This window comes from Acinetobacter sp. NIPH 542, from assembly GCF_000369825.1.
GTDB classification, from domain to species: domain Bacteria; phylum Pseudomonadota; class Gammaproteobacteria; order Pseudomonadales; family Moraxellaceae; genus Acinetobacter; species Acinetobacter oleivorans.
Window position 1 is genome coordinate 151,582 of record NZ_KB850206.1, and the last position, 26,273, is coordinate 177,854.

Here is a 26,273-nt window from a genome sequence, read left to right on the forward strand (position 1 = left end):
TTTAGATTTATAAAACTTGATAGATAGATTGATAATTATCTTGTAATAATCGCTGAGGCTTCATCAGTAGAGTCGGTGTCTTTTCTAAATCATCCAAGAAGTTATTTCGCCAATTGGTAAGATCAGAAGATGTTAATCCCTCTATTAATTGCTCATAACGATTAATACGCTCAGTTTTAGACATTTCTAAAGCCATTTTCAAAGTATCCATCATTGCTGCTCTATCTTGCGGATCAACAATCAAGGCTTGAGACATCTGCTCAGCAGCTCCCGCATATTTAGATAAAATGAGTACCCCAGGATTTTCTGGGTCTTGGGCTGCAATATACTCTTTAGCGACTAGGTTCATACCATCGCGTAGTGAGCTGATCCAGCAAATATCTGAATGGCGGTAAATGTGCATAAGATTATGGTGTTGAACCGTGTCATAGCAGCAATCTACCGGTCTCCAGTCTTCATGTGCAAACTCTTCGTTAATTAACTCAAGCTTAGTTTTAAAACGTTGGTATAAACGTTGATAAGCTGGAATATCGGTACGAGAAGGTATTGCCACTTGAAGATGTCGAACTAAACCATGATATTCGGGGCTGGTTTCCAAAAAGGTTGCAAACGCATTAAATCTTTCGAGTAAACCTTTTGAGTAATCAATACGATCAACCCCAATAATCGTTTTTTGACGTGGGATTTCTTCAAAATTAAACACGGAAGAGGTGGCTAAATCTTGTTGTGCTTGCTTTTGTATAATCTCTGGCTGAACACCAATTGGGTACGATTTAATTAATATTTGACGTTTTTTATAGCTAATACTGTTGCTTTGAATTTTCTGAGCCTCGAGTAAATTTAGACAAGTCTGCATACATGCATTTTGATCGATCTGAGTTTGTAAGCCAATAACATCATATTGACTCAAGTCTTGAATTAATTCTCGAGCTGCTGGAATTTTGTGCCAGATATTTAGGCTAGCAAAAGGAATATGTAAGAAGAAACCAATTTTATTTTGCATGCCTAATTCACGGCAGTAACGCGCCACACTAAAAAAGTGATAATCATGTATCCAAATAAGATCGTCAGGCTGTGCAAGCTGTTTTAATTTTTCAGCGAATAACCGATTGACCTTTTGATAGGTGCTATATTCTTGCGCATTATATTCAATCAGATCTTCTCGAGCATGCATTGCTGGCCAGAGAACCTTATTTGCAAATCCACAGTAATATTGCGCGTATTGTTGATGAGTAAGAGGACAGGTAATGTAATCAATTCCTTCAGAATAGGCCTGTTCAAATTCTGGTGCTTCGCCATCGGTGATTTGCTGACCATTCCAGCCTAACCAAATGCCATTACTATCATTCAAAGCATCTTGTACAGCCACGGCAAGGCCACCTGCTGAAGCTTTACCTGATGGCATACTTATTCTGTTCGATAACACAATTAATTTAGACATATTTGTTCTCCATTCTCATTTTGGCTATTTTTGACATATAAGCTTTTTATTCTGTTTTTAAATAAAAGAAGAAAATTCGCGACATTATCAATATCTTTTAATCTGTAGTTGGCTTGTGTTTCGCCGGAGCCTACTTTAATCGTGAGACCAGCGTACTGATTAATAAAAATAAAACCAGATTCATCTGTTAAATCATCTCCTATAAAAATTGGTACTACAGAAGGTAATTTAAGATGATTTAATATGGTTTGAATTGCTTTACCTTTATCAGCTTGGTTTGGTATTAACTCAACAACAAATTTCCCATTATTTATTTTTAATTGGGGATAATCAGGATTAATCTGATGCATGATGTTAATGGCATCATTTTCTAAGTTAGGATTTTTTCGATAATGTAAAGCAATAGAATATCCTTTATCCTCAATTAATAATTCAGGATATTTCTCACAAGATTTTATAATATCTTGTTTTAATTTTTTAAAATTAATCGAACTTAAATCTGGTCTAATATAATGATCTGAGCCAAAATAAATATCTAAACCATGCAAGCCAGCAACAGGAATCTCAATAGGCTGTAATAGCTTGCAAGCTGTGTCTACATCTCGACCTGTTACAGCAATAACGGGAATATTTAATTTAATAATTTTTTTTATAATTTCTAATGTGGTGTTTGGAATAAAACTTTGCTCAGGATTAATTTGGAATGGCGCTAACGTCCCATCAATATCCAAAAATAAGCAGTAATTTTTATCTAAAGATAAATTTTTTATAATATCATCTGGTGTAACAAAATATGTATTTTTTTCTCTCCCATCAGATATTGTACTTTGACTGTTCATATTAGCCTTCCCAATATATTTTGTTCAATAATTAATCTTCTAACATTAAAATGAATTGATGAGTCATTTCTTTTAATAAAAAAACATAAGTATTAACATTAATTACATTGCATAATGGATTTATAGGCGAAGTGTGGATTATGTTGTTTTTTGAGTGGCTTCAATGTTTAGATAATTAAAGTTTTGTATATTTACTATGAATAATGCAGGTCTTGTTTATCAATATATTTCAGAATATTAAATACTCATAAATCATTGATTTTAATTTTTGAAATTCAATTTTTATGTTGATTTTAAAAGATATTTTAAAACGATAATATTATATAATCTTTATAAAGTTGGCTTTGGACAGGCATATGAAGTTACAAAATAAAATTTTATTAATTACAGGTTGGGGAGTAGGCGTGGAACCTTTGCAATCTCTAAAATTACATTTAGAAAAAGCTGGTTTTGAAACTCAACTTATTAATATTTTTAATGTTTTAGAGAGTGACTTTCAAGCTCAGCTTGATTTAGTGGCTGAAGTTGATGTGGTAATCGGTTGGTCTTTAGGTGGGCAGTTAGCATCTCAACTGGTTGATATTTTTTACAAGCAAACAGGGCAAACTAAAACTTTAATTACGCTCGCTTCAAATCCTTGTTTTGTTGCCAATGACAATTGGCAAACAGCAATGCCTACTGATGTATTTAGTCAATTTAAAGCGTCTTTTTTAGAGAACTCGCAAGCTACTTTAAAGCGCTTTTATTATTTAATTACACTTGGCTCATCTCAAGCTAAAAAAGATTGGATAAGCGTACAAAATATAGCAAGCCCGCCTTCAAATGAACTTTTATTAGAAGGTTTACAAATGCTTGAACAATTAAATCTGGTAAGTAACGTAAAAAACTATCTGGGACCACAGCTTCATCTGTTTGCCGAGCAAGATAATGTCATTCCTTGCAAAATTATGGAAAATTTTAAAGATATAGCGACAAAAAACATGAGTTACAAGCTTCTAAAAGATGCTACACATGCTTTTCCCTACCTACAGGTCGAAAGAACAATTGAAGAAATCTGCCAATTTTTAACAATTCATCAGCAAAGTTAATAAGCTTTGATTGATATCGCAATTTTCTTTCATTCTTAACAGGTTTAACATGTGTTCAATGAAAGATTTGAACGCTGTAAAAGGGTAAATAGGATGACCGATAATTTTGATTTAGAACATATTTGGCATCCTTATACTTCAATGACCCAACCCTTACCCACATTTAAAGTGAAACGTGCCTATGGGGCAACGATTGAACTCGACGATGGTAAAACTTTAATTGATGGTATGTCGTCTTGGTGGTGTGCAATTCACGGCTATAACCACCCTGAACTCAATCAGGCAGTGACAGATCAACTACAGAACATGTCACATATCATGTTTGGCGGGCTAACCCATGATCCTGCGATTGAACTTGGTAAAATTCTTTTAAAAATTACACCGCCAAGTCTCGATAAAATTTTTTATGCAGATTCAGGATCGGTTGCCGTTGAAGTTGCTTTGAAAATGGCTGTGCAATTTTGGACAGCACAAGGCCAACCACAAAAAACAAATTTTATTACTACGCGTTCTGGTTATCACGGTGATACATGGAATGCGATGTCTGTCTGTGATCCTGTTACAGGTATGCATCAGATTTTTGGTACCAGCTTACCAAACCGCCTTTTTGTGGCGGCACCACAAACCAAATTCCATGAAGAATGGAATCCTCAAGATATTGCCGAGTTAGAACAAGCCATCCAGCAAAATCATGAAAAACTTGCCGCACTCATTATTGAACCAATTGTTCAAGGTGCAGGGGGCATGCGTTTTTATCATCCTGAATATTTACGTCAGGCTAAAGCGCTTTGTGAGAAATATCATCTGTTATTAATTTTTGATGAAATCGCTACTGGTTTTGGCCGTACAGGTAAGCTCTTTGCGTGGGAACATGCACAAGTTGAGCCAGACATTATGTGCATAGGTAAAGGATTAACAGGCGGCTATATGACTTTGTCTGCGACTTTAACTACAAAGCATGTTGCAGAAACGATTAGTCGCGGTGAGGCTGGGGTATTTATGCACGGTCCAACCTTTATGGCCAATCCACTTGCTTGTGCTGTTGCCTTGAGAAGTACGCAATTGCTAATTGAACAAGATTGGCAAGCCAATATTAAGCGAATTGAACAACAGCTTAGCCAATATTTAACGCCTTTAAGTCAGCTTGATTATGTTGCTGATGTACGAGTGCTGGGTGCAATTGGTGTCGTAGAACTTACCTTTAATGTCGATATGAAAACTTTACAGCAACAATTTGTAGACCGTGGAATCTGGATTCGTCCTTTTGGCAAACTGGTTTATGTGATGCCACCGTATGTCATCACTCAACAAGAGCTAAGCGATTTGCTTGAACAATTGGTTGACGTTGTTAAAACGTTACAGGGAGCACATTAAGATGTCATTGCTTGATCATTTTGCTAACGAGCTAGATGAGTTAAAACAACAAGGTAATTTCAGACAATTTACCCAAAATGTGCAACATGGCCGTTTTATTACAATTCAAAATAAAACAATGCTCAACTTAGCTTCAAATGATTATCTTGGACTGGCGGCTGATCTAAATCTTCGCCAAGAGTTTTTAGATAGCTTGCCGTTAGAGCGGAGCTATTTTAGTTCTTCATCGGCCCGTTTATTGACGGGTAATTTTGATGAATATGAACAGTTGGAAAATAGCCTAAGTAATGCATTTGGTGGTCGGTCGGCTCTACTATTTAATAGTGGCTATCACATGAATATTGGCATTTTGCCTGCTGTTGCTGATAGTAAAACTTTAATTTTGGCAGATAAGTTAGTCCATGCGAGCATGATTGACGGTATACGTTTATCTGGTGCGCAGTATGTGCGTTATCGACATAATGATTTACAGCACTTAGAACAACTTCTGCAAAAGTATCATGATGATGACAAGATTGAACGAATCATTGTGGTCACAGAAAGTATTTTTAGTATGGATGGTGATGAAACGGATTTAGCTGCATTAGTCCAGCTTAAAAAACGTTTTGCTAAAACCATGCTATATGTCGATGAAGCACACTCAATTGGTGCTCGTGGTCAGCAAGGCTTAGGATGTGCTGAACAATATAATGTCATTCAAGAAATTGATTTTCTAGTTGGTACCTTCGGTAAAGCATTAGCAGCAGTCGGTGGTTACATTATTTGCGATCCAATTCTTAAAGACTATCTTATTAATAAAATGCGCCCGCTTATTTTTACGACCTCTCAACCTCCTATTATTGTAGCTTGGGTAAACTTTATATTCCAAAAAGTATTGGTTGCTCAACCTCAGCGTGAACACCTAAAAAATATTAGCCAATATCTTCAACAAGCCATTGTACAAAAGGGTTATGTAAGCCCGTCGACTAGTCATATTGTTCCAGTTATTGTTGGAGAAAGTCAGGCTGCGATCGATAAGGCAAAACACGTTCAAGAAAGCGGTTTTTATGCCATGCCTGTACGCCCACCAACAGTACCTAAAAATAGTGCACGTTTGCGTATTTCTTTAACGTCAATGGTGCAGCAACATGAGCTTGAAGAACTGGTGAGTTTTCTGTGAGTTTGAATAAAAACTTGGTTGCCCAGCGTTTTGCCAAAGCTGGGCAAAGCTATTCAGAGCATGCAATAGTTCAAAAACAAATTTGCCAAAATTTAGCGGGCTTACTAAAGCAGTTTTGCCCAAGTACGATGTCACGTGTCTTTGAAATCGGTTGTGGTTCTGGCAATTTAACACGTCTTATTACCGCATCTTTTCAGATTGAAGACTTAATTTTGAATGATCTGTATGCAGATGTGCAGCAGCACTTCAATCATCAAGAAAATTTGAAATGGTTGATTGGGGACATTGAAAATTTAGAGTTTCCCCAGCAGCTCAATATGATTGTTTCAGGTTCTGCTTTGCAATGGATGCAGGATTTGCCGCTTTTGCTTAAGCGTTGTAATGAGGCTTTAGTTGATCAAGGCTGGTTATGCTTTTCAACATTTGGCTCTCAGAATTTAAGAGAAATTAAAGAGCTAACCGGACAAGGTTTAAGTTATTGGTCAGTTGAAAATTGGAATAGTGCCTTAACTCAGGCTGGTTTTGAGATTTTGCATTTGTCAGAGTCAGAAACTCAGCTCTATTTTGATTCGCCTAAAGCCGTGTTACAGCATTTAAAAGCAACAGGAGTAACGGCAACTGCTCAGCACCGTTGGACTAAGCAAGCTTTACAACAGTTTTATCAAGATTATGATCGGTTTAAGTACGCTGAGGGGTATTCCTTAACATATCATCCGATTTATTGTATTGCCCGGAGAGTGAAGTAAATGAGTGGCCAGATCTATTTTGTGAGTGGGATTGATACCGACATTGGTAAAACCTACGCTACAGGCTTTTTAGCAAAATTATGGACTGAGCAGGGTAAAAAAGTAATTACCCAAAAACTCATTCAGACGGGTAATGCTGATATTTCTGAAGATATTGAAAAGCATCGTGAAATTATGGGGCAGGGCTGGTTTCAAGAAGATCATGATAAGCTCACCATGCCTGAAATTTTTAGCTATCCTGCTTCGCCTCATCTTGCAACACGCCTAGATAACCGAGAAATTGATTTTCAAAAAATTGAAAATGCGACGCAAACATTGGCAGAGCGTTTTGAAATTGTATTGTTAGAAGGTGCGGGCGGCTTAATGGTGCCACTAACCACCAGTCTGCTTAGCATTGATTATGTTGCTCAGCACCAGTTTCCAGTTATTTTAGTAACATCAGGTCGTTTAGGAAGTATTAACCATACTTTACTTAGTCTTGAAGCACTTAAGTCTCGTGGACTGAAATTAAAAGCTTTGGTTTATAACTTAAAAGATGAATCAAAAGATCCATTAATTTCTCAAGATACTTCAAATTATCTGAAAGACTATTTAGCCGTTCATTTCCCTGAAGCTGAATGGATTGAACTGGAAAAAATGAATTAAGTTAAAAAGCTATAAAAAACCGCTCTGATTTGAGCGGTTTTTATATCATTAAATCTTAGAATTTCTTTGAGCCACGGTTAAAACCAGTCGATTTACGTTGGTTACCCGTGTTAGCCGGAGCTTCTTTTTCTTCATCACGACGTTGTTGGCGTAAGTAACCACCACGACGAGCAGCCATTGGCTTTTCAGTCATACGGTCAGTACGACGTTTTGCCATACCAAATAAACCTGTACCTTGACGTGGTTTTAACTCAACAGATTTTGCTAGATTATCGATGTCAGTTTTATCGAGTTCCATCCAGCGGCCAGTACGTAATTCACGTGGTAAAATAACTGTACCGTAGCGCGTACGCAATAAGCGACTTACTTTAAGTTCTTGTGATTCAAAAATACGACGAACCTCACGGTTACGGCCTTCTTTCACCACAACTTGGTACCAGCGGTTAATACCTTCGCCACCAATTTCTGAGAAAGACTCAAATTTAGCAGGGCCATCTTCAAGTTCTACGCCATTTATCATGTTTTGGCGTATTTTAGGTGTTACTTCACCCATAACTCGAACAGCATATTCACGTTCAACTTCATTTGATGGGTGCATTAAGCGGTTAGCAAGCTCACCATCATTTGTAAATAGTAATAAACCAGTACTGTTAATATCTAGACGACCTACCATTACCCAGCGGTCATTCGCAATTTGTGGCAAATGATCAAATACAGTCGGGCGTTTTTCAGGATCATTACGTGAACAGATTTCGCCTTCTGGCTTATAGTAAATCAATACACGGCGACGAATTTCGTCTTCAATTTGAAACTGAACTTTACGGCCATCAATGCGTAATTCATCGCCTGGTTCAATGCGCTCACCCACTTGGGCAACACGACCGTTTACACTCACGCGTCCTGCGGCAATAACCTCTTCCATATATCGGCGGGAACCTAATCCGATTCGCGCTAATACTTTTTGCAATTTTTCACTCATGACAGCACAACCTTAGACATAATGATCAACAGTCCACCTCTTTATGATTTCGGTGCATTTGCATCGAGAGCCATAAAGGCTTCCTTGGCGTTCTGTAGGGGAGGCAATTGGCCTAGCGATGCTAGACCAAAAGCATTCAGAAACTGAGGCGTTGTAATTAGCAACGCGGGTCTTCCGGGTAAATCTCTAAAACCGGCTTCTTTAATCCAGTTCCAGTCAAATAGTGTTCTAAGAATCTGACTATTATTAGACACACCACGAATTTGTTCAATATCAGCGCGGGTAACCGGTTGATGATAAGCAATGACAGCCAGGGTTTCTAGTAATGAAGGCGACAGTTTTGTTGGTCGCTCTGGCCAAATTTGAGCAATAATACTACGATATTTAGATCGTACCTGAAAGCGAAACCCTTGCGCTGTTTCAATCAATTCAATAGATCGGCCATGTTGTAATAGCGCGAGCTGTTGTAAAAGTTGACGAAGCTGTTGTTTATTATATTGATTATTAAATGCTTCTTTTAAACGGGCAATTGAAACGGGCGCTTCACTAGCAAAAATAATAGCTTCAAGTTGTAATAAGACTTCGTGGTGAATGTCAGCTAATGACAAATCCGTATTATTTTGTTCAAAGCTCATATTGAAGATCCTTGAATTGCTAACGGAGCTTCAATACCTGAGGCAATAATTTTAATTCGCTGTTGTCGGGTTAACTCTAAAACAGCCATAAATGTCACAACCATTCCCATGCGACCTTGCAGAGGATTGAGTAATTCTTTAAAACTTAACACGTCACCAGACTCTAATTTCTCTTCAATATATGCAATGCGTTCTTCGAGTAAGACAGGCTCTTGAGCCACAACATGTGTAATAGGTTCTGGACGGTTAAACACACAGAACAATGCGTCATGCAATGCTGAAATATCATAGCCTTCATAAACAGGAGCAATATGACCTAAGCTCACATTTGCACTGAATGTATCACGCTCAAGAATTGGCATTTGACCCAAACGTTCAGCCGCTTGCTTGATACGTAGATAGGTTTCAAGTCGATCAATAAGTTCTTGTTTAGGGTCTTTTTCAATACTGATGATTGTTGGCTTTGGTAAAAGTAGGCGAGACTTTAAATCTGCCAATAAAGCGGCCATCACCATATAATCAGCGGTTAGCTCAATATTTAAGGATTTCATACTATCCATATAAGTTAAATATTGAGTTGCGATAGGCGCAATATCGACGTGAATTAAATCAAAACCGTTTTTTTGAATCAGATAAATTAAAAAATCTAGTGGACCTTCAAACTGTTCGAGCAAAATCTCAAATGCAGCAGGAGGGATATAGAGATCTTCAGGAATCTTATCATGCCACTCATCTAAAACACGGATGTGTGGAGCGTCTTCCATGGATTGATGAAGTGATTGATTCATTACGATTATAAGCCACGCGAATTTTCAAAAGCATGAGACTTGTTATTCAAGTCAAAGAGAGCTGTAAACAGAAGAACAGCAGATAGTGAAAATCATTCTAAATGAATTGTGCCTTTTAATAAATTACTTAACGACTAAAGTGTAAAAAAAATCCAAAATAAATAAAGAGTATTTTTTTGAGTGATAATACTTTTTTTTAAACTATTGGTAAAAATTGTAAGTGCTTATTCAAAAGCACTTACATCGCCAATACCACGACGGATAATTTCAGGATGTTCACCCGATAAGTCGACAATACTTGTGCTTGTTAAAGTACCGAAACCACCGTCAATAAATACATCGATTCGTTTATCCAGCTGATTTTCTATATCATAAGGATCATCTAGAGGGTCTTCTTGGCCCGGTAAAATTAATGTACTCGTAAGTAGGGGCTCACCAAGCTCTTGTAATAAAGCCTGACAAATTGGATTACTTGGAATACGTAAGCCAATCGTTTTCTTTTTAGGATGCATTAACCTACGAGGAACTTCACTTGTTGCAGGTAAAATGAATGTCGTTATAGCAGGGGTATTCGCTTTCAATAAACGATATGTTGCATTATCAACTTTTGCATACGTTGCAATATCTGATAAGTCACAGCACATAATGGCATATTGATGTTTAGGTCCTAAACCGCGAATCTGTGCAATACGTTCCATGGCATTTTTATTACCGATTTGGCAGCCAATTGCGTAGGCTGCATCGGTAGGATAAACCACAACATCTCCGGCACGAATGCGTTCAACCGCTTGGCTAATAAGGCGTTGCTGTGGATTTTCAGGATGTACATGTAAATGCATCATATTTTAGAGACTCCATCACGCCAGTGTTAAAATAATTATTAGGCTTTTTAAATAACCTATGCAAGTAATTAACGTGGTTTTTTTGTCAATTAATCAAGGAGTTCACGTTTAAATTCATTTAATTGTAATGCTAGGCCTGAACGTGTACATTGGCAAATAAAACCAATAAATGCTGCTGCATCACGTGGCAACTTGGCTTCACCTGAAAAGTAACGTTGTACTTGAGCATAGACATTATCTTTAAATATTTTGCCATCTCCACTATCACCTGTCAGATTATCAAGCGAGACTCTAAATTTTCTACCAAAAGACTGTGCAAACAACCATTCAATTGCCTGAGGCTTAACTTCGACTTGTTCAAATAGACTTTGTTGTTCTTGCGTACGGCCATCGGGAGCGTACCAATATCCTAGATCAGGTAATAGGCGGCGTTTTTCGCCTGCAATAGACCAATGACTAATTTCATGCAAGGCACTATTAAAGAAACCATGGGCAAATTGAATCTTGGCAGGTTCTATATTTGTTGCAGGGAAATATTCTGGTTCAAAATCTCCACGAACTAATGTCACATTATGGTGGGAAAACCAGTGATTAAAGTGTAAAATAAGCCAATCGACTTGCTCAGACTCCGGTTTTGAGCTTGACCATGGTGAGAGTTGCACTATGTCAGGTACAAGAGTGTTCTGATGAGTTGAATGGGTGCAAACGAGTAATGAAGTGTTAACTTCAGGTTGCGGCTGCAACAGGTGCATTGCTTAATTTACCCCGAGTTCTGTCTAAAGAAGTGCAAAATTGTATCTTAATCTTTGACAGAGTACCGATGAATTTGTAGAATTGCCGCCTTAATTATGTCAGCAAATACCTTTCCGGCACAGATTGAGCCGTTTAAATGGGCTGAACAAGGCTTTACATGGTCAGGTCAACTGCCCTTGTCTCGCTTTGCTCGTATCGCTCGTGAAGCTGTTGGATCAATTGATAATCAATTGATCAACATAGACTGTAAGCTATCAATGGATGCATATCATCGCATTGTGTGGATGGATGGTCATATGGACACGATAGTTCCAATGGAGTGCCAACGTTGTTTGGAACCTGTTGAAATGCCTCTTGTCTTAGACTTTCATATTGCATTAGTGGATGATGAGTCACTGATAGAGCGCTTGGATGAGGATGCTGATTTCATCGTTTTAGGTGAAAGTGAGTCTTCGACGAAAGGCGATTATGATACGCCAGCCTCGATTAACTTGCTCGCATTACTAGAAGATGAACTGTTATTGTTGATGCCTTTATCTCCCAAGCATGATGCTTGTGAAAATAAACATCAACCTACCATTCAAAATGTTGTTGAAGAAAAACGGGATAACCCGTTTGATGTTTTGGCAGGTTTGAAGGGTAAACTTAACTCATAATTTGTGATATAATTGTGAGATAAGACAACTGAATTTGTTCTGATCCATTTTTTCGATCTTTGTAAGGAGCCATCATGGCCGTTCAGCAAAACCGTAAAAGTCGCTCTCGCCGTGACATGCGCCGTTCACATGACGCTTTAACCGAGAATGCATTAACAGTAGACCAAGCAACTGGTGAAACTCATCGTCGTCACCACGTGACTAAAGACGGTTTCTACCGTGGTCGTCAATTATTCGCTAAAGCAGCTGATGCTGAATAATTGTATGATATGCATTAAGCGTGATGCTTAAGTATAGAAAAAATGGGAGCGAAAGCTCCCTTTTTTTGTTGTTTTTCGCAATTATAAAAATATAAATAACATGTTAAATTTCCGCTCCAGAAATGAGTGAAAACCCAAAAAAGGATTTCTTATGTCTGCTAAACGTCTTGAACAAGTAGCTTTAGCCACAAAAACTGCGTTTGTGTTTCCAGGTCAAGGTTCACAAAAAGTCGGTATGCTTGCTGAACTAGCAGAACAGTTTAGTGGGGTTGGGCAAACCTTTGCGGAAGCTTCAGATGCGCTTGGATTTGATCTGTGGCATATTGCGCAAAGTGGTGAAGGTCTCAACCAAACAGAAAATACCCAACCTGTGTTATTAACTGCCAGTATCGCTTTATGGCGTGTATGGCTTGATTTAGGTGGTCTGGCACCTAAGTACCTTGCAGGACATTCTCTAGGTGAATACAGCGCTTTGGTTGCTGCAGGATCTATGAGTTTGGCAGATGCAGTGAAACTCGTGAATTTGCGTGGCAAACTCATGCAAAGCGCTGTTCCTCAAGGGGAAGGAGCTATGGCTGCAATCCTTGGTTTGGCTGATGAAAAAGTGGTTGAACTTTGCCAAATCGTGAATGCAGAAGGTCAAGGCTCAGTAGAAGCTGCAAACTATAATTCACAAGGCCAAGTCGTAATTGCCGGAAGTACAGCATCTGTACAACAAGTAATGGCTTTGGCAAAAGAGCAATCTGCTAAGGCAATTGCTTTACCTGTGTCAGTTCCTTCACATTGTTCATTGATGAAGCCTGCTGCTGAAAAATTTGCAGAAGCTTTGGAACAAACTGCCATTGAGCTGCCTACCATACCTGTAATACAAAATGTCAACGCGGGAATAGCTACCGATGTTGCTCAATTGCGTCAGGCGTTGACTGCTCAATTGTACCAATCTGTACAATGGACAGACACGATGCAGTTCTTACAAGACCAAGGTATTCACTACGTTGTTGAGTGTGGCCCTGGTACAGTATTGAGTAATCTCGCGAAGCGTTTACCAAATATAGAAAAAGCTTTTGCGATTGATAGCAAGAGTAAAATGGAAGATGCCCTAAATGCTGTTTTAGTGGCAGAAGGAAAAATTGCATGACACAAGAACGCAAAGTTGCATTAGTAACGGGCGCGAGTCGGGGCATTGGCGCTGCAATTGCCCAGCAACTTATTCAAGACGGTTATTTTGTTGTAGGTACTGCGACATCTGAATCTGGTGCACAAAAGTTAAGTGAAAGCTTTGGTGAGCAAGGTGCAGGTTTAGCTCTCGATGTGCGTAATCTCGATGAGATTGAAGCAGTCGTTTCTCATATTGAACAGAACTATGGCCCTGTGCTTGTTTTGGTTAATAATGCGGGTATCACGAAAGACAATCTATTGCTACGCATGTCAGAAGATGATTGGGATGACATTCTCAACATTCACCTTAAAGCTGTATATCGTTTATCTAAACGTGTGCTTAAAGGTATGACAAAAGCGCGCTTTGGCCGCATTATTAATATTAGTTCTGTTGTTGCGCACTTTGCAAACCCAGGCCAAGCGAACTACTCTGCTGCAAAAGCAGGTATTGAAGCTTTTAGCCGTAGTCTTGCAAAAGAGATGGGTAGCCGTCAAATCACTGTGAACAGTGTGGCACCAGGTTTCATCGCAACAGAAATGACAGATGCACTTAGTGAAGACATTCGCAAAAAAATGAGTGATCAAGTGGCTTTAAATCGCTTAGGTGAGCCACAAGATATCGCAAATGCGGTGAGTTTCCTTGCAAGTGATAAAGCAGGTTACATTACCGGTACGGTATTACATGTAAATGGTGGTTTATACATGGCCTAAGGCTGATGTATAAACTTTTAAAAATTTTTATATTCAATTAAACTAGTGGCAAATCAAACGCCACAAGCAATGAGGAGAATTCCTGTGAGCGATATCGAACTACGCGTTAAACAAGCGGTTGCAGAACAACTTGGTCTTAAAGCTGAAGAGATTAAAAACGAAGCATCTTTTATGGATGACTTAGGTGCTGACTCTTTAGATTTAGTTGAGCTTGTAATGTCTTTCGAAAATGACTTCGACATCACTATCCCTGATGAAGATTCTAACGAAATCACTACAGTTCAATCTGCAATTGACTATGTAACTAAAAAACTTGGTTAATTCGCATATTGCTGAATAAAAAGAAGGCCACCGTAAGGTGGCTTTTTTTATTTGATAAAAAAATTAAGAGATACATATTTTTACAAGATCAACCTCAATTGATAGCAGAGGCATAACTTTTTTGAAGTATAACAATAAAGGTCAGTTTAATGACTTTACTATAAACAATAATATGAGGACTAAAAGATGGGTCTTTTTGATTTTGTAAAAGGTATTGGTAAGAAAAATACCGCTCCTGCAGAACCACAACCAGCTCCGGCAACACCAGCAGAACCTTCTGCACAAGAAGTTGCAAATAAATTATTAGGTTTAATTAAAAGTTTAGGCTTAGGGGTAGAGGGCTTATCTGTAACCTATAATGGTGCTACAGATACTGCAATTATTAAAGGACAGGTAAAAAGCCAAGCAGATAAAGAGAAAATTATTCTTATTGTTGGAAACATTGATCATGTGGCGCAAGTAGATGACCAGATGACTGTTGCGACTCCTGAACCAGAAAGTAAGTTTTATACAGTGAAATCTGGTGACAACCTTTCAAAAATTGCGAAAGAGTTTTACGGTGATGCAAATCAGTATCCAAAAATCTTTGAAGCAAATAAACCAATGCTAAAAGATCCAGATGAGATCTTCCCTGGACAGGTTTTACGTATTCCTCAATAATTGAGGGTAATAAAAAAGGCGCTTTTGGCGCCTTTTTTTCTTTTTAAAATCTTTTTGGTATTTTTTGCCCATTTGGCACTGGAGTGTCAGCATTCTTTAAAACACCGAATAACCATGTTTCAGCATGCTGAACTGCAATTTTCAAAGAATCACCTAAAGCTAAACGACCAGCAATAAAACTAGCTAAAGAACAACCTGATCCATGATATTCGCCTTCAAGACGGGGACAGCTACTACTCGCTGCAAGTTCACCATTAATATATAAACTATTTTTAATATGATCTGGTGTATCTTCGTGTCCACCTTTAACTAATACAGCTTTAGCACCCATTTCAAAAAGTTTTTTGGTTGCTTGGTCTAAGTCATCAGTACCTGTTAATGCACGTAATTCGACCGTGTTGGGAGTAATAATGGTGGCTAGGGGAATAAGCTCAACAAATGCTTTAACAAGAGTCGCTTGATCACCTAAAGAACCACCGCTGTTTGCCACTAAAACAGGATCAAGTACATATTGATAGTCAGGGTGCGCGCGAAGAAATTCAGCTAGAGCAGCAATATTATCTGTAGTGCCAAGCATGCCTGACTTAACGCATTTAATTGGTAAATCACCAACAACGGCATTGGCTTGAGCTAATAATAATTCTTTTGAGGTTGCTTCGAAGCCAAATACTTGTTGTGAGTTCTGAATGGTAAGTGCTGTACATGCAATTGCTGCATGAGAACCACTTTGTCCAATCGCTTCAATATCAGCTTGTAAACCTGCACCACCTGAAGGGTCTAAACCCGAGAAACAAAGTACGGTTGGACGCACGGTTATTTCCTTTTCAATTTAAATTTACGTTAGTATAAGAGAGTTTGATTAAACTCTCGACCAATTGAATTAAATACTTTACTGGGTTAGTGATTGAATGGCTATAAAACATATTTTGATTGATTTAGATGGAACCCTAACAGACCCAAAGGTTGGTATCCATACTTCAATTCGCTATGCAATGGAAAAACTAGGCTATCCATTGGCTGCCGATTTAAATATTGACTGGACCATTGGCCCGCCCTTAAAACCTTCACTCGCAAAATTGTTGGCTACCCAAGATGATGCGTTAGCGGAACAAGCTTTAATGGCTTATCGTGAGCGTTTCTCAGTAATTGGTTTATTTGAAAATGAAGTATATCCTTCTGTTGTGCAGACACTTAAAGCGTTAAAAGAAGAAGGGTATCGTTTATTTGTTGCCACTGCCAAACCAACGATTTATGCAAAACGTATTTTAGATCATTTTGAATTAAGCCAATATTTTGTGCATATTTATGGTAGTGAATTGACAGGTGAGCGCACCAATAAAGCTGAACTCATTCATTATATTCTTGAACATGAGCAACTAAGCCCAGAAGAATGCTTAATGGTAGGTGACCGTCAATATGATGTTTTAGGTGCACGTCATAACGGTATTGAGGCAGTCGCAGTAACTTATGGCTATGGAACAGCAGAGGAACTTGCTCAAGCACAACCAAAAGTAATGATTAATCAATTCTCTGAACTCTTGGACTATGTTGAAGAAGTGGCAGCACAAAAGAAAGTTTCTTAAATATAAATAAGTTTTAATTTAAAGGTTTGGCTTTGATATAAAGCCAAACCTTTTTTTATTTAAACACCGTGTTGTTGACGGTATTGAACAAGTTCTTCAATTGTAATCACAGTTAAGTGATGCGTTTGGGCATATGCTAAAACTTGAATGCCTGATGCCATAGTGCCATCTGGGTTAGTCAATTCACATAACACACCAGCAGGTTTTAAACCGGCTAGTCGTGCGAGATCAATTGTTCCTTCAGTATGACCACGTCGAGTAAGCACGCCACCATTACGTGCACGTAATGGAAAAACGTGGCCTGGACGATTAAGATCGCTTGGGACAGCACCATCTTTAATTGCAGTTTGAATGGTAGTAACACGGTCTTTAGCAGAAACACCTGTAGTAACACCTTGAGCAGCTTCAATGGTTACTGTGAAAGCGGTATGAAACTGGCTTGAGTTTTGAGAAACCATTGGTGGTAGTTCTAGATGATCTGCTAGCTCTTCTGTAAGGCATAAACATACGATACCCGAGCCATCACGAATCATGCGTGCCATTGTTTCTACCGTTAACGTTTCGGCTGCAACAATGAGATCAGCTTCATTTTCACGGTCAAAGTCATCCATAACCAAGACAGGTTTGCCTTTACGGATATCTTCTAATGCTTGTTGAATGCGTTGCTCAGCAGGAGAGAGGGCTGAGAAAAAAAGTTCTGGTTGAATTAAGCTAGACATAATGAAACGCTCTCGTAAAAATACGGTTGAACATTTCAGGACTGATGTAAAAACAGGCTGGCACTGAAATAAAACGGATTTATCCCAGTTCGTCGTCTTCTTTCATCCGGACTATACCGTCGGCTTTGGAGTTTCACCAAATCTGCTCAAATTACACAATTTAAGCTCGTGGGCTTGTTAATCTAATCATAAAAATTAACTTTACCACCGGTGGGGAATTACACCCCGCCCTGAAGCGATGGGTTTTATTATAGCGCGCTTGATAAAATTGGCTAGATGCTTTTATAGAATGCTAAGTCTCTTTATGAATAAGTATTTTCATAAACAGAATTAGGCTTTTTAACAAGAGCTTACTTGTTGATATGAAAATGGAATGCTATGTTTTTTATAGAGAATTATAAATAAAATAGGTGTTTCATGCAGATAAGAGACTATTATCCTCTAACAAATAGCTCATTTATTCAGCATCTCCATATTTTCAGTTATGTATTTATGGCGGTAAGTATTCTTTATTTAATTGCTGCTAATTGGTTGATGCTTCCAGATAGCATTCAACTCGCTATCCCGCCCCTTATATTACTTGTGACAGCATGGTTCAGTGTAAAAGATACCTTAACTGAAGGTGTTAGGCAGACCTTACATAGTATTTGTGGCTTGATGATAGGTTTAAGCTTGGCCGTTATCGGACAGGTTTATCAAACTGGTGCAGATAGCTATTTGCTTTTTTTAATTTGGACATTGCTTTTACTACCGTGGCTATATCGACCGAATATTGGAATTTTTAGTCTAATTTGTATTACCAGCCAGCTCACACTTTTTTTATTTTTTAAACAAACTTTTTGGTCAGAAAAATTTCCTTATTTATATCTATTCGCTCTAAATTTATTAAGCCTTATCGAGTTTTGGGTATGTATAAAGAAGTATCGTGCTTTAAGATTTGTTTTTATCGCTTGGTTTGCCGTTATTTCAATCATTGGAATGATCCAATATTTATCGAATGAAAATATTCCTTATCTGATCTCGGCTTTCTTTTCAGGACTCATCGCTTTTTATTATTTCTTCAAAAAAGATGATCAGTTACGTGCCAGTTTAATGGCTGCTGTTCTCGGTGTAACCGCAACAATATGGCTTGTAGATGGGATTAATAACTTATTTAAAGATTCTAATGAGTTCATCTTTTTATTGATTGCGGGCATTATTTTTATTTGGTTTGCACTCATTAGTTATCTTTTAATAAAAATTTTTCGTCAAAGCCGTTTTTATGTCATTCCATTGGCAATTGGTGCTTGGCTTGCAGGTCTAGCACTTGCAGCTTTTACACTAGTGTTTTGGGAGGCTATTTCTTTAGTTATTGGAATTATTTTTGTTGGATTAGCTTTTATTCTTTTAAAGAAATCACAAAGCTATTTCTTTCGACAATTTGCTTATTGTTTATTTATCAGTGGACAGACTGCTTTCTTATTTCATCTTGGTTCAGAAACAGATCAAATTCTATGGGTTTTAATTGCACAGATTTTTATCCTATGTATCAGTTATTTCCTTAAACCGCATTGGTTCTTCATTTTAATTCAAATGCTTGCTACATATGGCATCGCATTTGTCTATTTGCTACAACTAGACCATTCATTGTGGTCAATACATTCTACTCAGACTTATTTAAATTTAACTTTGCTCAGTTACTTAGTTTTTAGTTTGGTGCTGTTGCCTAAGTGCAAATCAATAGCGCTATATGAGCGTAGTATTTTTTTATGTGTGCTTGTCGTAATTTTAGTAGCTTCTTTTTTTGATGCTTTTATGGGTTTAATTCCAGAGAGTCCGATAGATCAGCAGCTATGGGTTTTATATTTGCTACCTAGCATATGGTTGCTATGTTTTAGTATTTTTCATTTATATAGACAACTTCATGGAGTCACTTTTTTTGCCTTTTTAATTTTTGGCATATTGCTTATTACACTTGGTTATTTTGAAATTTTTATCCTGTTCATTATTTTGACGTGGGCATTAAAAAAGAAAGATTATATTGTTTATGGAGTTAGCTTGGCTGTATTAGTTTTAGTGTTCTGGCAGCTCTATTACAACTTACAAATAACTTTTCTATCCAAGAGTGCCTCAATTTTTATTTCTGGTGTTGTTCTCTTGGCTCTGTCATGGTTACTTCATCGTGAAAATAAAGGTGATCTTGTTGAAGGAGAGAAAGAATGAAAAAGTATTTTTCTCTTATTCTTGCATTAGTCACCATATTATTCTTTTTAGGATTAGTGGCAAAAAACGAATCGCATCTGCATCATAGTAAAAGTATTTTTATTGAGCTTAGACCAGTTGATCCTCGTTCAATTTTACAAGGTGACTATATGGCACTGGCTTATGAGTTAAATTTACAATCTCTTAAAGCTCTTGCAGGAAGTGAGAGTGAGGCTCTAGATCCGGTAATTTTTAATCATTCTTCTGTTCCAGCAAAAGTTATTTTGGATTCACAAAATCGAGTAGTTCGTACAATTTTAGATAGTAACAATTCAGTTGCTGGGCAAAGTTTAATTTTAAAAAATCCTGAAAATCGTTTACAGGCTTTATATCCTGCTTCACGAAGTTTCTTGTTTGCTGAAGGTCTAGCTCAATGCTATCAGAAAGCAAAGTATGCTGAATTTAAGGTAAATACAAAAGGAGAGGCGATTCTGTTTGATTTGCGAGGAGAAGGGCTTCAAGCATTAAATTGCAAACAGCACAAAAACTGGTTGAAAGGAACTATTTAGGATATATAAAATTATAAAAGCCCGTCAATGCGGGCTTTTTTATTCTTAGAATAAATTAGGCAACTTGAACAGGAATACAATTCGCTGTGTGGTTGACTGTATTATTTGGATTTGCATAGACCAAACGTGGTTTATGAATATTTGCTTCAGCTTCAGTAAAATCGCCAAATGTAGCAATAATGACTAAATCACCAACGTCTGCTTGATGCGCAGCACCGCCGTTTACTGAAATAATTCCAGAGTTATCTTCACCACGAATAGCATAAGTCGTGAAGCGTTTGCCATTGGTTACATTCCAAACATGAATTTCTTCATATTCACGAATACCAGCTAAGTCCATCAATACGCCATCAATTGCACAAGAACCTTCATAGTGAAGTTCAGCATGGGTTACAACTGCACGGTGAATTTTGCATTTTAATAAACGAGATAGCATGGCTAGCGTCTCCTGAGTAGACCTAAGATGTAGATCTTATGGTGAAATCTTTAGCTTTTGCGGTTGGCAAAGTGGCTGATGCGCATTTTGCTCCTAAAAAAGCAAGATAGCAAGCATGATTGTTCAACAATTTAATTGGGTTTATAAGCATTAATTTGATTCATGGCCTGTGGAACTTGTCCTTGAACAAGTAGTTTCACTTTAGAAAGGGCATGATCAATTGCTGCATCCATCAGACTTTGTTCACTACTTGGTGCTTTTCCAAGTACGTGACCTGAAACTCTTTCTTTTGAGCCAGGATGTCCGATACCAATACGTAAACGATGAAAATTTGGACCAATATGAGGGACAATGTCACGTAAACCGTTATGACCACCATGTCCACCGCCTGTTTTAAGACGAATTACACCAGGGTTCATATCAAGTTCATCATGAGCAATTAAAATTGCTTCGGGAGCAATTTGATAAAATTTTGCAAATGGAACTACACTTTGTCCAGAACGGTTCATAAATGTAGTGGGTAGAAGTAGACGGACATCGTGTCCTTCTATATTACCACGTCCACTGATTCCGTGAAATTTCGGATCATTTTTTAATGTAATGCCATATTTATTAGCAAGCTGTTCAATGAACCAAAAGCCTGCATTATGGCGGGTTTGGGCATATTCTGAACCAGGATTGCCCAAACCAACAATTAGCGAAATATTTGACACTAATCTACGCCTTTCAACACTTATGCGCGTTTGAAGTCAGCGTGCATAGGAGTGTTTTTAGATGGGTGACGTTGTAACGCTTGGATTTTAACGTTTTCAACTTTGTCGCCCACTTTGATTTCTACAACTTCTTCAAAGAAAGCATTGTTTTCTAAAGCTTTTACAAGCTCGCGAAGTTCTAAAGTAATAGCTACAGGCTCAGCATTGCCACCATAAATGATAGCTGGAATTAATGCTTCGTGACGAAGGCGGCGGCTCGCACCTTTCCCTTGTTTGTCTTCAGCACGCGCTTGAGCGTTTAATACGAAGTTTGCCATGAGTAAATCCTCATTAAAGTTTAAATATACTAAACTTGCGACCAGTTTAGTGATAGAAAACCCCAGCCAAGGCCAGGGTTCATAAAAGCTGCGGTATTATAAACTATCGAACATCGCACTGATAGATTCTTCGTTATTAATACGACGAATCGTTTCAGCAACCATGCTAGCAACAGAAACCTGACGGATTTTGCCCAAGGTTAATGCTTCATCAGAAAGAGGAATGGTGTCAGTGACAACCAATTCATCAATAACTGAATTACGTAAGTTTTCAATAGCCTTGCCAGAAAGTACAGGGTGAGTTGCGTATGCAACTACACGACGTGCACCAAATTGCTTAAGCGCATCAGCTGCTTTGCACAATGTACCGGCAGTATCAACCATGTCATCTACGATAACGCAATCACGATCTTTTACGTCACCAATTAAGTGCATAACTTGCGACTCATTGGCTTTTTGACGACGTTTGTCAATAATTGCTAAATCGATGTCACCCATCTGTTTGGCAACGGCACGAGCACGTACTACACCACCAACGTCAGGAGAAACCACCATAAGGTTGTCATGCTGTTGTTGACGTAAGTCAGCAAGCAAAGCAGGAGTACCGTAGATGTTGTCGACTGGAATATCGAAGAAACCCTGAATTTGGTCAGCATGTAAGTCAATCATTACGACACGATCAATACCAACAGTGGTAAGCATGTCTGCAACAACTTTAGCTGTAATCGGTACACGTGCAGAACGTGGACGACGGTCTTGGCGAGCATAACCAAAATAAGGGATAACAGCGGTAATACGACCAGCACTTGCACGACGCAAAGCGTCTGCCATAACCAAGATTTCCATAAGGTTATCATTGGTAGGGGCACAAGTAGGCTGAACGATAAATACGTCTTTACCACGAACATTTTCAGTAATTTCTACTGAAATTTCTCCATCAGAAAAGTGACCGACTGATGCAGCACCTAGAGGGATATGTAAGTGACTTACGACTTTTTGAGCGAACTGTGGATGAGCATTTCCACTAAAAACGACAAGATTGGGCATGAAGCACCCTTGGCGGTTGGTATGTAATTAAATAGATGGCAGGGGCGGCTGGATTCGAACCAACGGATGCCGAGATCAAAACCCGGTGCCTTACCACTTGGCGACGCCCCTAATGCGGCAGAACTTTAATATTTTTGCAATGCAATGTCAAGATTAATCAACAAAAAGCATAGCAATTAAGTCTGTCTTTAAAATAAGAGAATGGCAGGGGCGGCTGGATTCGAACCAACGGATGCCGAGATCAAAACCCGGTGCCTTACCACTTGGCGACGCCCCTAAATTCGATGATATATATGATGGCAGGGGCGGCTGGATTCGAACCAACGGATGCCGAGATCAAAACCCGGTGCCTTACCACTTGGCGACGCCCCTAATATAATCATCATTACAGGTGAGGTTGGCAGGGGCGGCTGGATTCGAACCAACGGATGCCGAGATCAAAACCCGGTGCCTTACCACTTGGCGACGCCCCTAACGTGTAACCTTAAAATGATTAAGAGGAGATTCTTTTAAACTATTTACCAAGTAAGATTTACAAGGCGAATGGTTAAGAATTTCATCAATATCCATTTCATTTGTTACTTCAATAAAAACACAAGCACCTGTACCTGTAAGCTTTGCTTGACCAAACTGGTCTAAAAATCGCATTGCTTCTTCTACTTCAGGGTATAACTGTCGAGCTAATGGCTCAAAGTTATTTCCAAAATTAGAAGGTTCTAACTGATAGGCGCAAAATTTAGTAGTCTTAGAGTCTCTTGTCAATGTTTTTTGTGAAAAAAGCAATTGAGTGCTGATAAAACAATCAGGTTTTAAAATAATGAACTGTTTTTGATCTAAGTCTATGAATGATAAATGTTCACCAATACCTTCAGCCCATGCATTTTTACCATAAATAAAAATAGGAACATCGGCACCAAGCTTCACGCCATAGTCCGCAAGTTGTTCTTGATTTAGTCCACATTCCCATAATTGATTTAACACAATCAGGGTTGTGGCAGCATTGGATGAACCTCCACCCAGACCTGCACCCATTGGAATATTTTTTTCAATTTTGATGTGTAAACCGCAGAATTTTTTTGCATGCGGTCTTAGTATTTGAGCAGCCCGATAAATCAGGTTTTCTTCAGATTTGACTTCACTCAATCCATCAATTTCGATTTGTTCATCCAAAGTCGGCTTAAATACCATCCAGTCATATAAATCAATAAGTTGGAAAATGGTTTGTAACTCATGATAACCATTTTTGCGTCGGCCTGTAATATGCAAAAACAGGTTGAGCTTAGCTGGAGAAGGAACTCGAATCATAGATTTATATAATTAGACTTAGCGGTTTTGGATGACCATTGTAATACGGTTTTCTTTATCTTCAGCAAGAGCTTGCTTTAAAACCAGTTTGTTTGGCAAAGTTTGTTCGCCATCATAGCTAAAATTAACCGTCCAGCCATCTTCAATCAGTTGGTTTACACGATTTTCATTATCTTTACTGATCTGAGCACTTAGAGTTGCGGGTTTGGCCAAAATCCAACTCGTTAAATGAGTAATTGGAGCTTGCCAACCCGTTGCACGCTCTAAAAGCTCTTCTGGAGAGGCAGCAGTAATTAAACCAGTTTTCGCACTATTTAACTTCACTTCACCGGGTTTACCCTGAATTTGGGTTTTTCCTACACCTAAAATACCGCTTAATTCAATATCAAAATTATCTTGTTGTTGAACCCATGTGAAAAAAGCACTACCAGTTTGCTGTGGTGTGCGAACCCCGATTTTACCTTGTAAATTAAAGTGTTTTTCATCTTGAACTTGCTGGGTAACCGCAGGTTTTGGTTGAGTAAAATGCTGACAACCGGTTAGAAATAATACACTTGATCCACAGATCGCTGTGCACAGTTGGGCAAATTTGCTCATATATTTAACTCTTTTTTGCAGATGTAGGTAAAATTAACGCATCAAGCTGTTGTAATTGTGGATCATTGGCATGTTTTTGTTTCAGTTGTTGTAACACAGCGCTAAATTGAGTTAATGATCCTTGCATATACAATGCTTTAGCATAGCGAACGCCAATATTTATATTGTGACTAAGTTCATAGGCTTTGCCTAAAGCCTCTGCCGCAGCTTCATAATCATTCTGCAAAAATGCGATATAGCCCAGCGTATCAAGAATCGAGGCCTGTTCCGGCGCATATTCTAAAGCTTGCTCTGCATATTGACGTGCTTCTTTTAGCCGACGGTTTTGCAGGGCTAATGTATAAGCATATGCATTGAGGTAAGTTGGACTGTTAGGCTCAAGTTGTAATAATTGCTTTAATGTTTTGTCGAGTTTATCTCGGTCAGTATACGGATCAAGTAATAAAACTTCTGCGTAAATGAGTTCCGGATCATCGGGTAAATTCTTTATCGCTTCATCTAATAAATTTAATGCAGCTTTTTTATTGCCCATTTTCTTTAAGATTTCAGCTTGAGCTTGATATAAGAAACTCGCATGTTGGGGATAATTTACGCGTTCTTGCGTGAGGAACCGTAAAGCATCATGTAAATTTTCTTGTTTATCATATATTGCAATTAGATTGCGTCTGGAAACGACGTATAAGCTACCGTCAACTAAACGATAATAGGCTTTTGCAGTTTCATAATGTTGTTTGCGTTCTGCATTAATGGCTAAATAATAATAAGCTTCATTTTGATATTTTGCAGAGTTTCGTAGATCAACAAGATATTGTTCTGCTTTGTCATATTGCTTTAAATCGATACTGGTTAAGCCTGCAATAAATAATGCTTCTTCAGCTTTAGGATTAGCTTCTATAACGTTTTCGAGCTTTTCTAACGCGAGTTGAGATTGATTAATTTGAATGAGATAGCGGATTTCAGCTAAACGAATATCTAAATTTTTCTTATATTTACGGCTGGACTTTGCGTACCATTTAAGTGCACCTTCTTGATCGCTAAGAGCAATGAGTAGGTTAGCTTTCATTAAAATAAAGCTCGTCACTTTAGGACGTCGGCGTAATGCCTTGTTGATGTTGGTTAGAGCTGATTCTAATTGGTCATTTTGGGCTTCTAAGTTGGCGATGAGTGCTAAAATAGAAGGATTATCTTTTTCAGCACTAGAGCGTAAAGCTGTTAATAGTACATCTCGATCTTGAGCATTTTCTGGAGCAATGCTTGCTAAAATTTGTTCTAAATCAGCAGTCGGATCTATTTTTAAAATTTTATCTAATGTTTCAGCGGCAAGCTGGTATTCATGTGTTTTTAAAGCAATATGTGACAAATAGAATAAAGCAGGCACATCTTTGGGCTCTTGAGCTACCCAATGTGTAGCAATATTTAAAGCGGCTTGTAAGTCATTATATTCAAGAGCAACGTCTAAAGCGCGTTGTTTAATTGAGGTAGAGTTGCTTTTAATTGCGAGCACTGTGTAATTGTGCAAAGCGTTAGGAATATCATCATAAGCCAGAGCAAATTCAGCGACCATAGTTTGTTCTAAGGCCTGATCAAATGAATGCACGGTATAGGTCTCTTGCACAGGACGTGCATAGACATGCGAGGACATGCTACCTAACAATAAGAATGTGGTAGAATACTGTCTTATCGAAGCACCGTTAAAATTAATACGGCTATTCATTTGACGCAATTTTTATTGATCCAAAGTAATGCTTTTT

Annotated in this window: 30 protein-coding genes, 4 tRNA genes and 1 riboswitch; of the genes, 14 read left to right on the plus strand and 20 right to left on the minus strand. The window is 38.2% G+C overall.

Annotated features, from left to right (window positions below):
• Positions 1 to 7 precede the first annotated feature (7 nt).
• Both F886_RS06325 and otsB read right to left on the minus strand, forming a co-directional pair.
• Entirely contained in the window at positions 8 to 1,441 is a 1,434-nt protein-coding gene (locus tag F886_RS06325; RefSeq protein ID WP_005303041.1) for an alpha,alpha-trehalose-phosphate synthase (UDP-forming), read from the minus strand.
• Entirely contained in the window at positions 1,429 to 2,280 is an 852-nt protein-coding gene (gene otsB, locus F886_RS06330) for a trehalose-phosphatase (protein ID WP_005303042.1), read from the minus strand. Before otsB ends, F886_RS06325 begins: the two co-directional genes overlap by 13 nt.
• Positions 2,281 to 2,636: 356 nt before the next feature.
• Between otsB and F886_RS06335 the strand changes: the two genes are divergently transcribed.
• The 5 genes from F886_RS06335 (at position 2,637) to bioD (ending at position 7,292) form a co-directional block, all read left to right on the plus strand.
• Complete coding sequence (locus F886_RS06335; protein WP_005303044.1) at positions 2,637 to 3,368, plus strand: alpha/beta hydrolase family protein; 732 nt, start codon at positions 2,637 to 2,639, stop codon at positions 3,366 to 3,368.
• A gap of 93 nt (positions 3,369 to 3,461) precedes the next feature.
• Positions 3,462 to 4,742 carry an adenosylmethionine--8-amino-7-oxononanoate transaminase gene (gene bioA, locus F886_RS06340; protein WP_005303047.1) on the plus strand — a complete coding sequence of 427 codons (1,281 nt, stop codon included), beginning with the start codon at positions 3,462 to 3,464 and terminating at the stop codon, positions 4,740 to 4,742.
• Position 4,743: 1 nt separating this feature from the next.
• Positions 4,744 to 5,901 carry an 8-amino-7-oxononanoate synthase gene (locus F886_RS06345; RefSeq protein WP_005303049.1) on the plus strand — a complete coding sequence of 386 codons (1,158 nt, stop codon included), beginning with the start codon at positions 4,744 to 4,746 and terminating at the stop codon, positions 5,899 to 5,901.
• Entirely contained in the window at positions 5,898 to 6,647 is a 750-nt protein-coding gene (bioC, locus tag F886_RS06350) for a malonyl-ACP O-methyltransferase BioC (protein WP_005303051.1), read from the plus strand. The genes F886_RS06345 and bioC overlap by 4 nt, the downstream gene beginning before the upstream one ends.
• The gene (bioD, locus tag F886_RS06355; RefSeq protein WP_005303053.1) at positions 6,648 to 7,292 is read left to right on the plus strand and encodes a dethiobiotin synthase; all 645 of its coding nucleotides are present in this window, start codon (positions 6,648 to 6,650) and stop codon (positions 7,290 to 7,292) included.
• A gap of 55 nt (positions 7,293 to 7,347) precedes the next feature.
• On the opposite strand, the gene rluB is transcribed toward bioD, so the two are convergent.
• The 5 genes from rluB to F886_RS06380 all read right to left on the minus strand — a co-directional run bounded on the left by rluB (position 7,348) and on the right by F886_RS06380 (position 11,288).
• Positions 7,348 to 8,271 carry a 23S rRNA pseudouridine(2605) synthase RluB gene (gene rluB, locus F886_RS06360; RefSeq protein WP_005303055.1) on the minus strand — a complete coding sequence of 308 codons (924 nt, stop codon included), beginning with the start codon at positions 8,269 to 8,271 and terminating at the stop codon, positions 7,348 to 7,350.
• A 41-nt stretch (positions 8,272 to 8,312) separates the two neighbouring features.
• On the minus strand, positions 8,313 to 8,906 hold the full coding sequence (scpB, locus tag F886_RS06365; RefSeq protein WP_004794223.1) for an SMC-Scp complex subunit ScpB: 594 nt from the start codon (positions 8,904 to 8,906) through the stop codon (positions 8,313 to 8,315).
• Entirely contained in the window at positions 8,903 to 9,694 is a 792-nt protein-coding gene (locus F886_RS06370) for a segregation and condensation protein A (protein WP_034590956.1), read from the minus strand. Before F886_RS06370 ends, scpB begins: the two co-directional genes overlap by 4 nt.
• Before the next feature lie 224 nt (positions 9,695 to 9,918).
• Positions 9,919 to 10,536, minus strand: a complete 618-nt coding sequence (locus F886_RS06375; RefSeq protein WP_004794219.1) for an L-threonylcarbamoyladenylate synthase — start codon at positions 10,534 to 10,536, stop codon at positions 9,919 to 9,921.
• An 89-nt stretch (positions 10,537 to 10,625) separates the two neighbouring features.
• Positions 10,626 to 11,288, minus strand: coding sequence for an elongation factor P hydroxylase (locus F886_RS06380; protein ID WP_005303060.1), 663 nt, complete (start codon positions 11,286 to 11,288; stop codon positions 10,626 to 10,628).
• A gap of 96 nt (positions 11,289 to 11,384) precedes the next feature.
• Here F886_RS06380 and F886_RS06385 point away from each other — a divergent pair, with 96 nt between their 5' ends.
• The 6 genes from F886_RS06385 (at position 11,385) to lysM (ending at position 15,055) form a co-directional block, all read left to right on the plus strand.
• The gene (locus tag F886_RS06385) at positions 11,385 to 11,945 is read left to right on the plus strand and encodes a YceD family protein (protein ID WP_004794216.1); all 561 of its coding nucleotides are present in this window, start codon (positions 11,385 to 11,387) and stop codon (positions 11,943 to 11,945) included.
• A 74-nt stretch (positions 11,946 to 12,019) separates the two neighbouring features.
• Positions 12,020 to 12,205, plus strand: coding sequence for a 50S ribosomal protein L32 (gene rpmF / locus F886_RS06390; protein ID WP_000290730.1), 186 nt, complete (start codon positions 12,020 to 12,022; stop codon positions 12,203 to 12,205).
• 151 nt (positions 12,206 to 12,356) lie between these two features.
• Positions 12,357 to 13,343: an ACP S-malonyltransferase gene (gene fabD / locus F886_RS06395; RefSeq protein WP_005303062.1), complete on the plus strand. Its 987-nt coding sequence runs from the start codon at positions 12,357 to 12,359 to the stop codon at positions 13,341 to 13,343.
• Positions 13,340 to 14,074 carry a 3-oxoacyl-ACP reductase FabG gene (gene fabG, locus F886_RS06400; RefSeq protein WP_004794212.1) on the plus strand — a complete coding sequence of 245 codons (735 nt, stop codon included), beginning with the start codon at positions 13,340 to 13,342 and terminating at the stop codon, positions 14,072 to 14,074. Before fabD ends, fabG begins: the two co-directional genes overlap by 4 nt.
• A gap of 84 nt (positions 14,075 to 14,158) precedes the next feature.
• Positions 14,159 to 14,395 carry an acyl carrier protein gene (gene acpP / locus F886_RS06405; RefSeq protein WP_004641570.1) on the plus strand — a complete coding sequence of 79 codons (237 nt, stop codon included), beginning with the start codon at positions 14,159 to 14,161 and terminating at the stop codon, positions 14,393 to 14,395.
• Between the two features lie 186 nt (positions 14,396 to 14,581).
• Positions 14,582 to 15,055, plus strand: coding sequence for a peptidoglycan-binding protein LysM (gene lysM, locus F886_RS06410; protein ID WP_005303067.1), 474 nt, complete (start codon positions 14,582 to 14,584; stop codon positions 15,053 to 15,055).
• Between the two features lie 43 nt (positions 15,056 to 15,098).
• Here lysM and F886_RS06415 read toward each other — a convergent pair whose 3' ends face one another.
• The gene (locus F886_RS06415; protein ID WP_005303069.1) at positions 15,099 to 15,866 is read right to left on the minus strand and encodes a hydroxymethylpyrimidine/phosphomethylpyrimidine kinase; all 768 of its coding nucleotides are present in this window, start codon (positions 15,864 to 15,866) and stop codon (positions 15,099 to 15,101) included.
• 97 nt (positions 15,867 to 15,963) lie between these two features.
• Between F886_RS06415 and F886_RS06420 the strand changes: the two genes are divergently transcribed.
• Positions 15,964 to 16,638: an HAD-IA family hydrolase gene (locus F886_RS06420; protein WP_005303070.1), complete on the plus strand. Its 675-nt coding sequence runs from the start codon at positions 15,964 to 15,966 to the stop codon at positions 16,636 to 16,638.
• Between the two features lie 59 nt (positions 16,639 to 16,697).
• On the opposite strand, the gene ribB is transcribed toward F886_RS06420, so the two are convergent.
• Positions 16,698 to 17,357, minus strand: coding sequence for a 3,4-dihydroxy-2-butanone-4-phosphate synthase (gene ribB, locus F886_RS06425; RefSeq protein ID WP_005303071.1), 660 nt, complete (start codon positions 17,355 to 17,357; stop codon positions 16,698 to 16,700).
• 90 nt (positions 17,358 to 17,447) lie between these two features.
• Positions 17,448 to 17,598, minus strand: a riboswitch (FMN riboswitch).
• 176 nt (positions 17,599 to 17,774) lie between these two features.
• Here ribB and F886_RS06430 point away from each other — a divergent pair.
• Together F886_RS06430 and F886_RS06435 are read left to right on the plus strand one after the other, a co-directional pair.
• Complete coding sequence (locus F886_RS06430) at positions 17,775 to 19,559, plus strand: DUF2157 domain-containing protein (RefSeq protein WP_005303073.1); 1,785 nt, start codon at positions 17,775 to 17,777, stop codon at positions 19,557 to 19,559.
• Positions 19,556 to 20,107, plus strand: a complete 552-nt coding sequence (locus F886_RS06435; protein WP_005303075.1) for a GDYXXLXY domain-containing protein — start codon at positions 19,556 to 19,558, stop codon at positions 20,105 to 20,107. Before F886_RS06430 ends, F886_RS06435 begins: the two co-directional genes overlap by 4 nt.
• 55 nt (positions 20,108 to 20,162) lie before the next feature.
• Here the strand turns inward: F886_RS06435 and panD are convergent, their stop codons facing one another.
• From panD to F886_RS06490, 11 genes are all read right to left on the minus strand, one after another.
• A complete protein-coding gene (gene panD, locus F886_RS06440; RefSeq protein ID WP_002120296.1) occupies positions 20,163 to 20,543 on the minus strand; it encodes an aspartate 1-decarboxylase in 381 nt (126 codons plus the stop codon).
• A gap of 131 nt (positions 20,544 to 20,674) precedes the next feature.
• Complete coding sequence (pth, locus tag F886_RS06445; protein WP_005303077.1) at positions 20,675 to 21,256, minus strand: aminoacyl-tRNA hydrolase; 582 nt, start codon at positions 21,254 to 21,256, stop codon at positions 20,675 to 20,677.
• Positions 21,257 to 21,276: 20 nt separating this feature from the next.
• Positions 21,277 to 21,573, minus strand: coding sequence for a 50S ribosomal protein L25 (gene rplY / locus F886_RS06450; RefSeq protein WP_004794199.1), 297 nt, complete (start codon positions 21,571 to 21,573; stop codon positions 21,277 to 21,279).
• 96 nt (positions 21,574 to 21,669) lie between these two features.
• Positions 21,670 to 22,620: a ribose-phosphate pyrophosphokinase gene (locus tag F886_RS06455; protein ID WP_005303079.1), complete on the minus strand. Its 951-nt coding sequence runs from the start codon at positions 22,618 to 22,620 to the stop codon at positions 21,670 to 21,672.
• Between the two features lie 36 nt (positions 22,621 to 22,656).
• Positions 22,657 to 22,731 (minus strand) — tRNA-Gln (locus tag F886_RS06460).
• A 91-nt stretch (positions 22,732 to 22,822) separates the two neighbouring features.
• A tRNA-Gln gene (locus F886_RS06465) sits at positions 22,823 to 22,897 on the minus strand.
• 20 nt (positions 22,898 to 22,917) lie between these two features.
• Positions 22,918 to 22,992 (minus strand) — tRNA-Gln (locus tag F886_RS06470).
• Between the two features lie 26 nt (positions 22,993 to 23,018).
• A tRNA-Gln gene (locus tag F886_RS06475) sits at positions 23,019 to 23,093 on the minus strand.
• Positions 23,092 to 23,925 carry a 4-(cytidine 5'-diphospho)-2-C-methyl-D-erythritol kinase gene (ispE, locus tag F886_RS06480; protein WP_005303081.1) on the minus strand — a complete coding sequence of 278 codons (834 nt, stop codon included), beginning with the start codon at positions 23,923 to 23,925 and terminating at the stop codon, positions 23,092 to 23,094. Before ispE ends, F886_RS06475 begins: the two co-directional genes overlap by 2 nt.
• An 18-nt stretch (positions 23,926 to 23,943) precedes the next feature.
• On the minus strand, positions 23,944 to 24,522 hold the full coding sequence (gene lolB / locus F886_RS06485) for a lipoprotein insertase outer membrane protein LolB (protein WP_003653326.1): 579 nt from the start codon (positions 24,520 to 24,522) through the stop codon (positions 23,944 to 23,946).
• 4 nt (positions 24,523 to 24,526) lie between these two features.
• Complete coding sequence (locus F886_RS06490; protein ID WP_005303082.1) at positions 24,527 to 26,236, minus strand: tetratricopeptide repeat protein; 1,710 nt, start codon at positions 26,234 to 26,236, stop codon at positions 24,527 to 24,529.
• Positions 26,237 to 26,273: the final 37 nt, after the last annotated feature.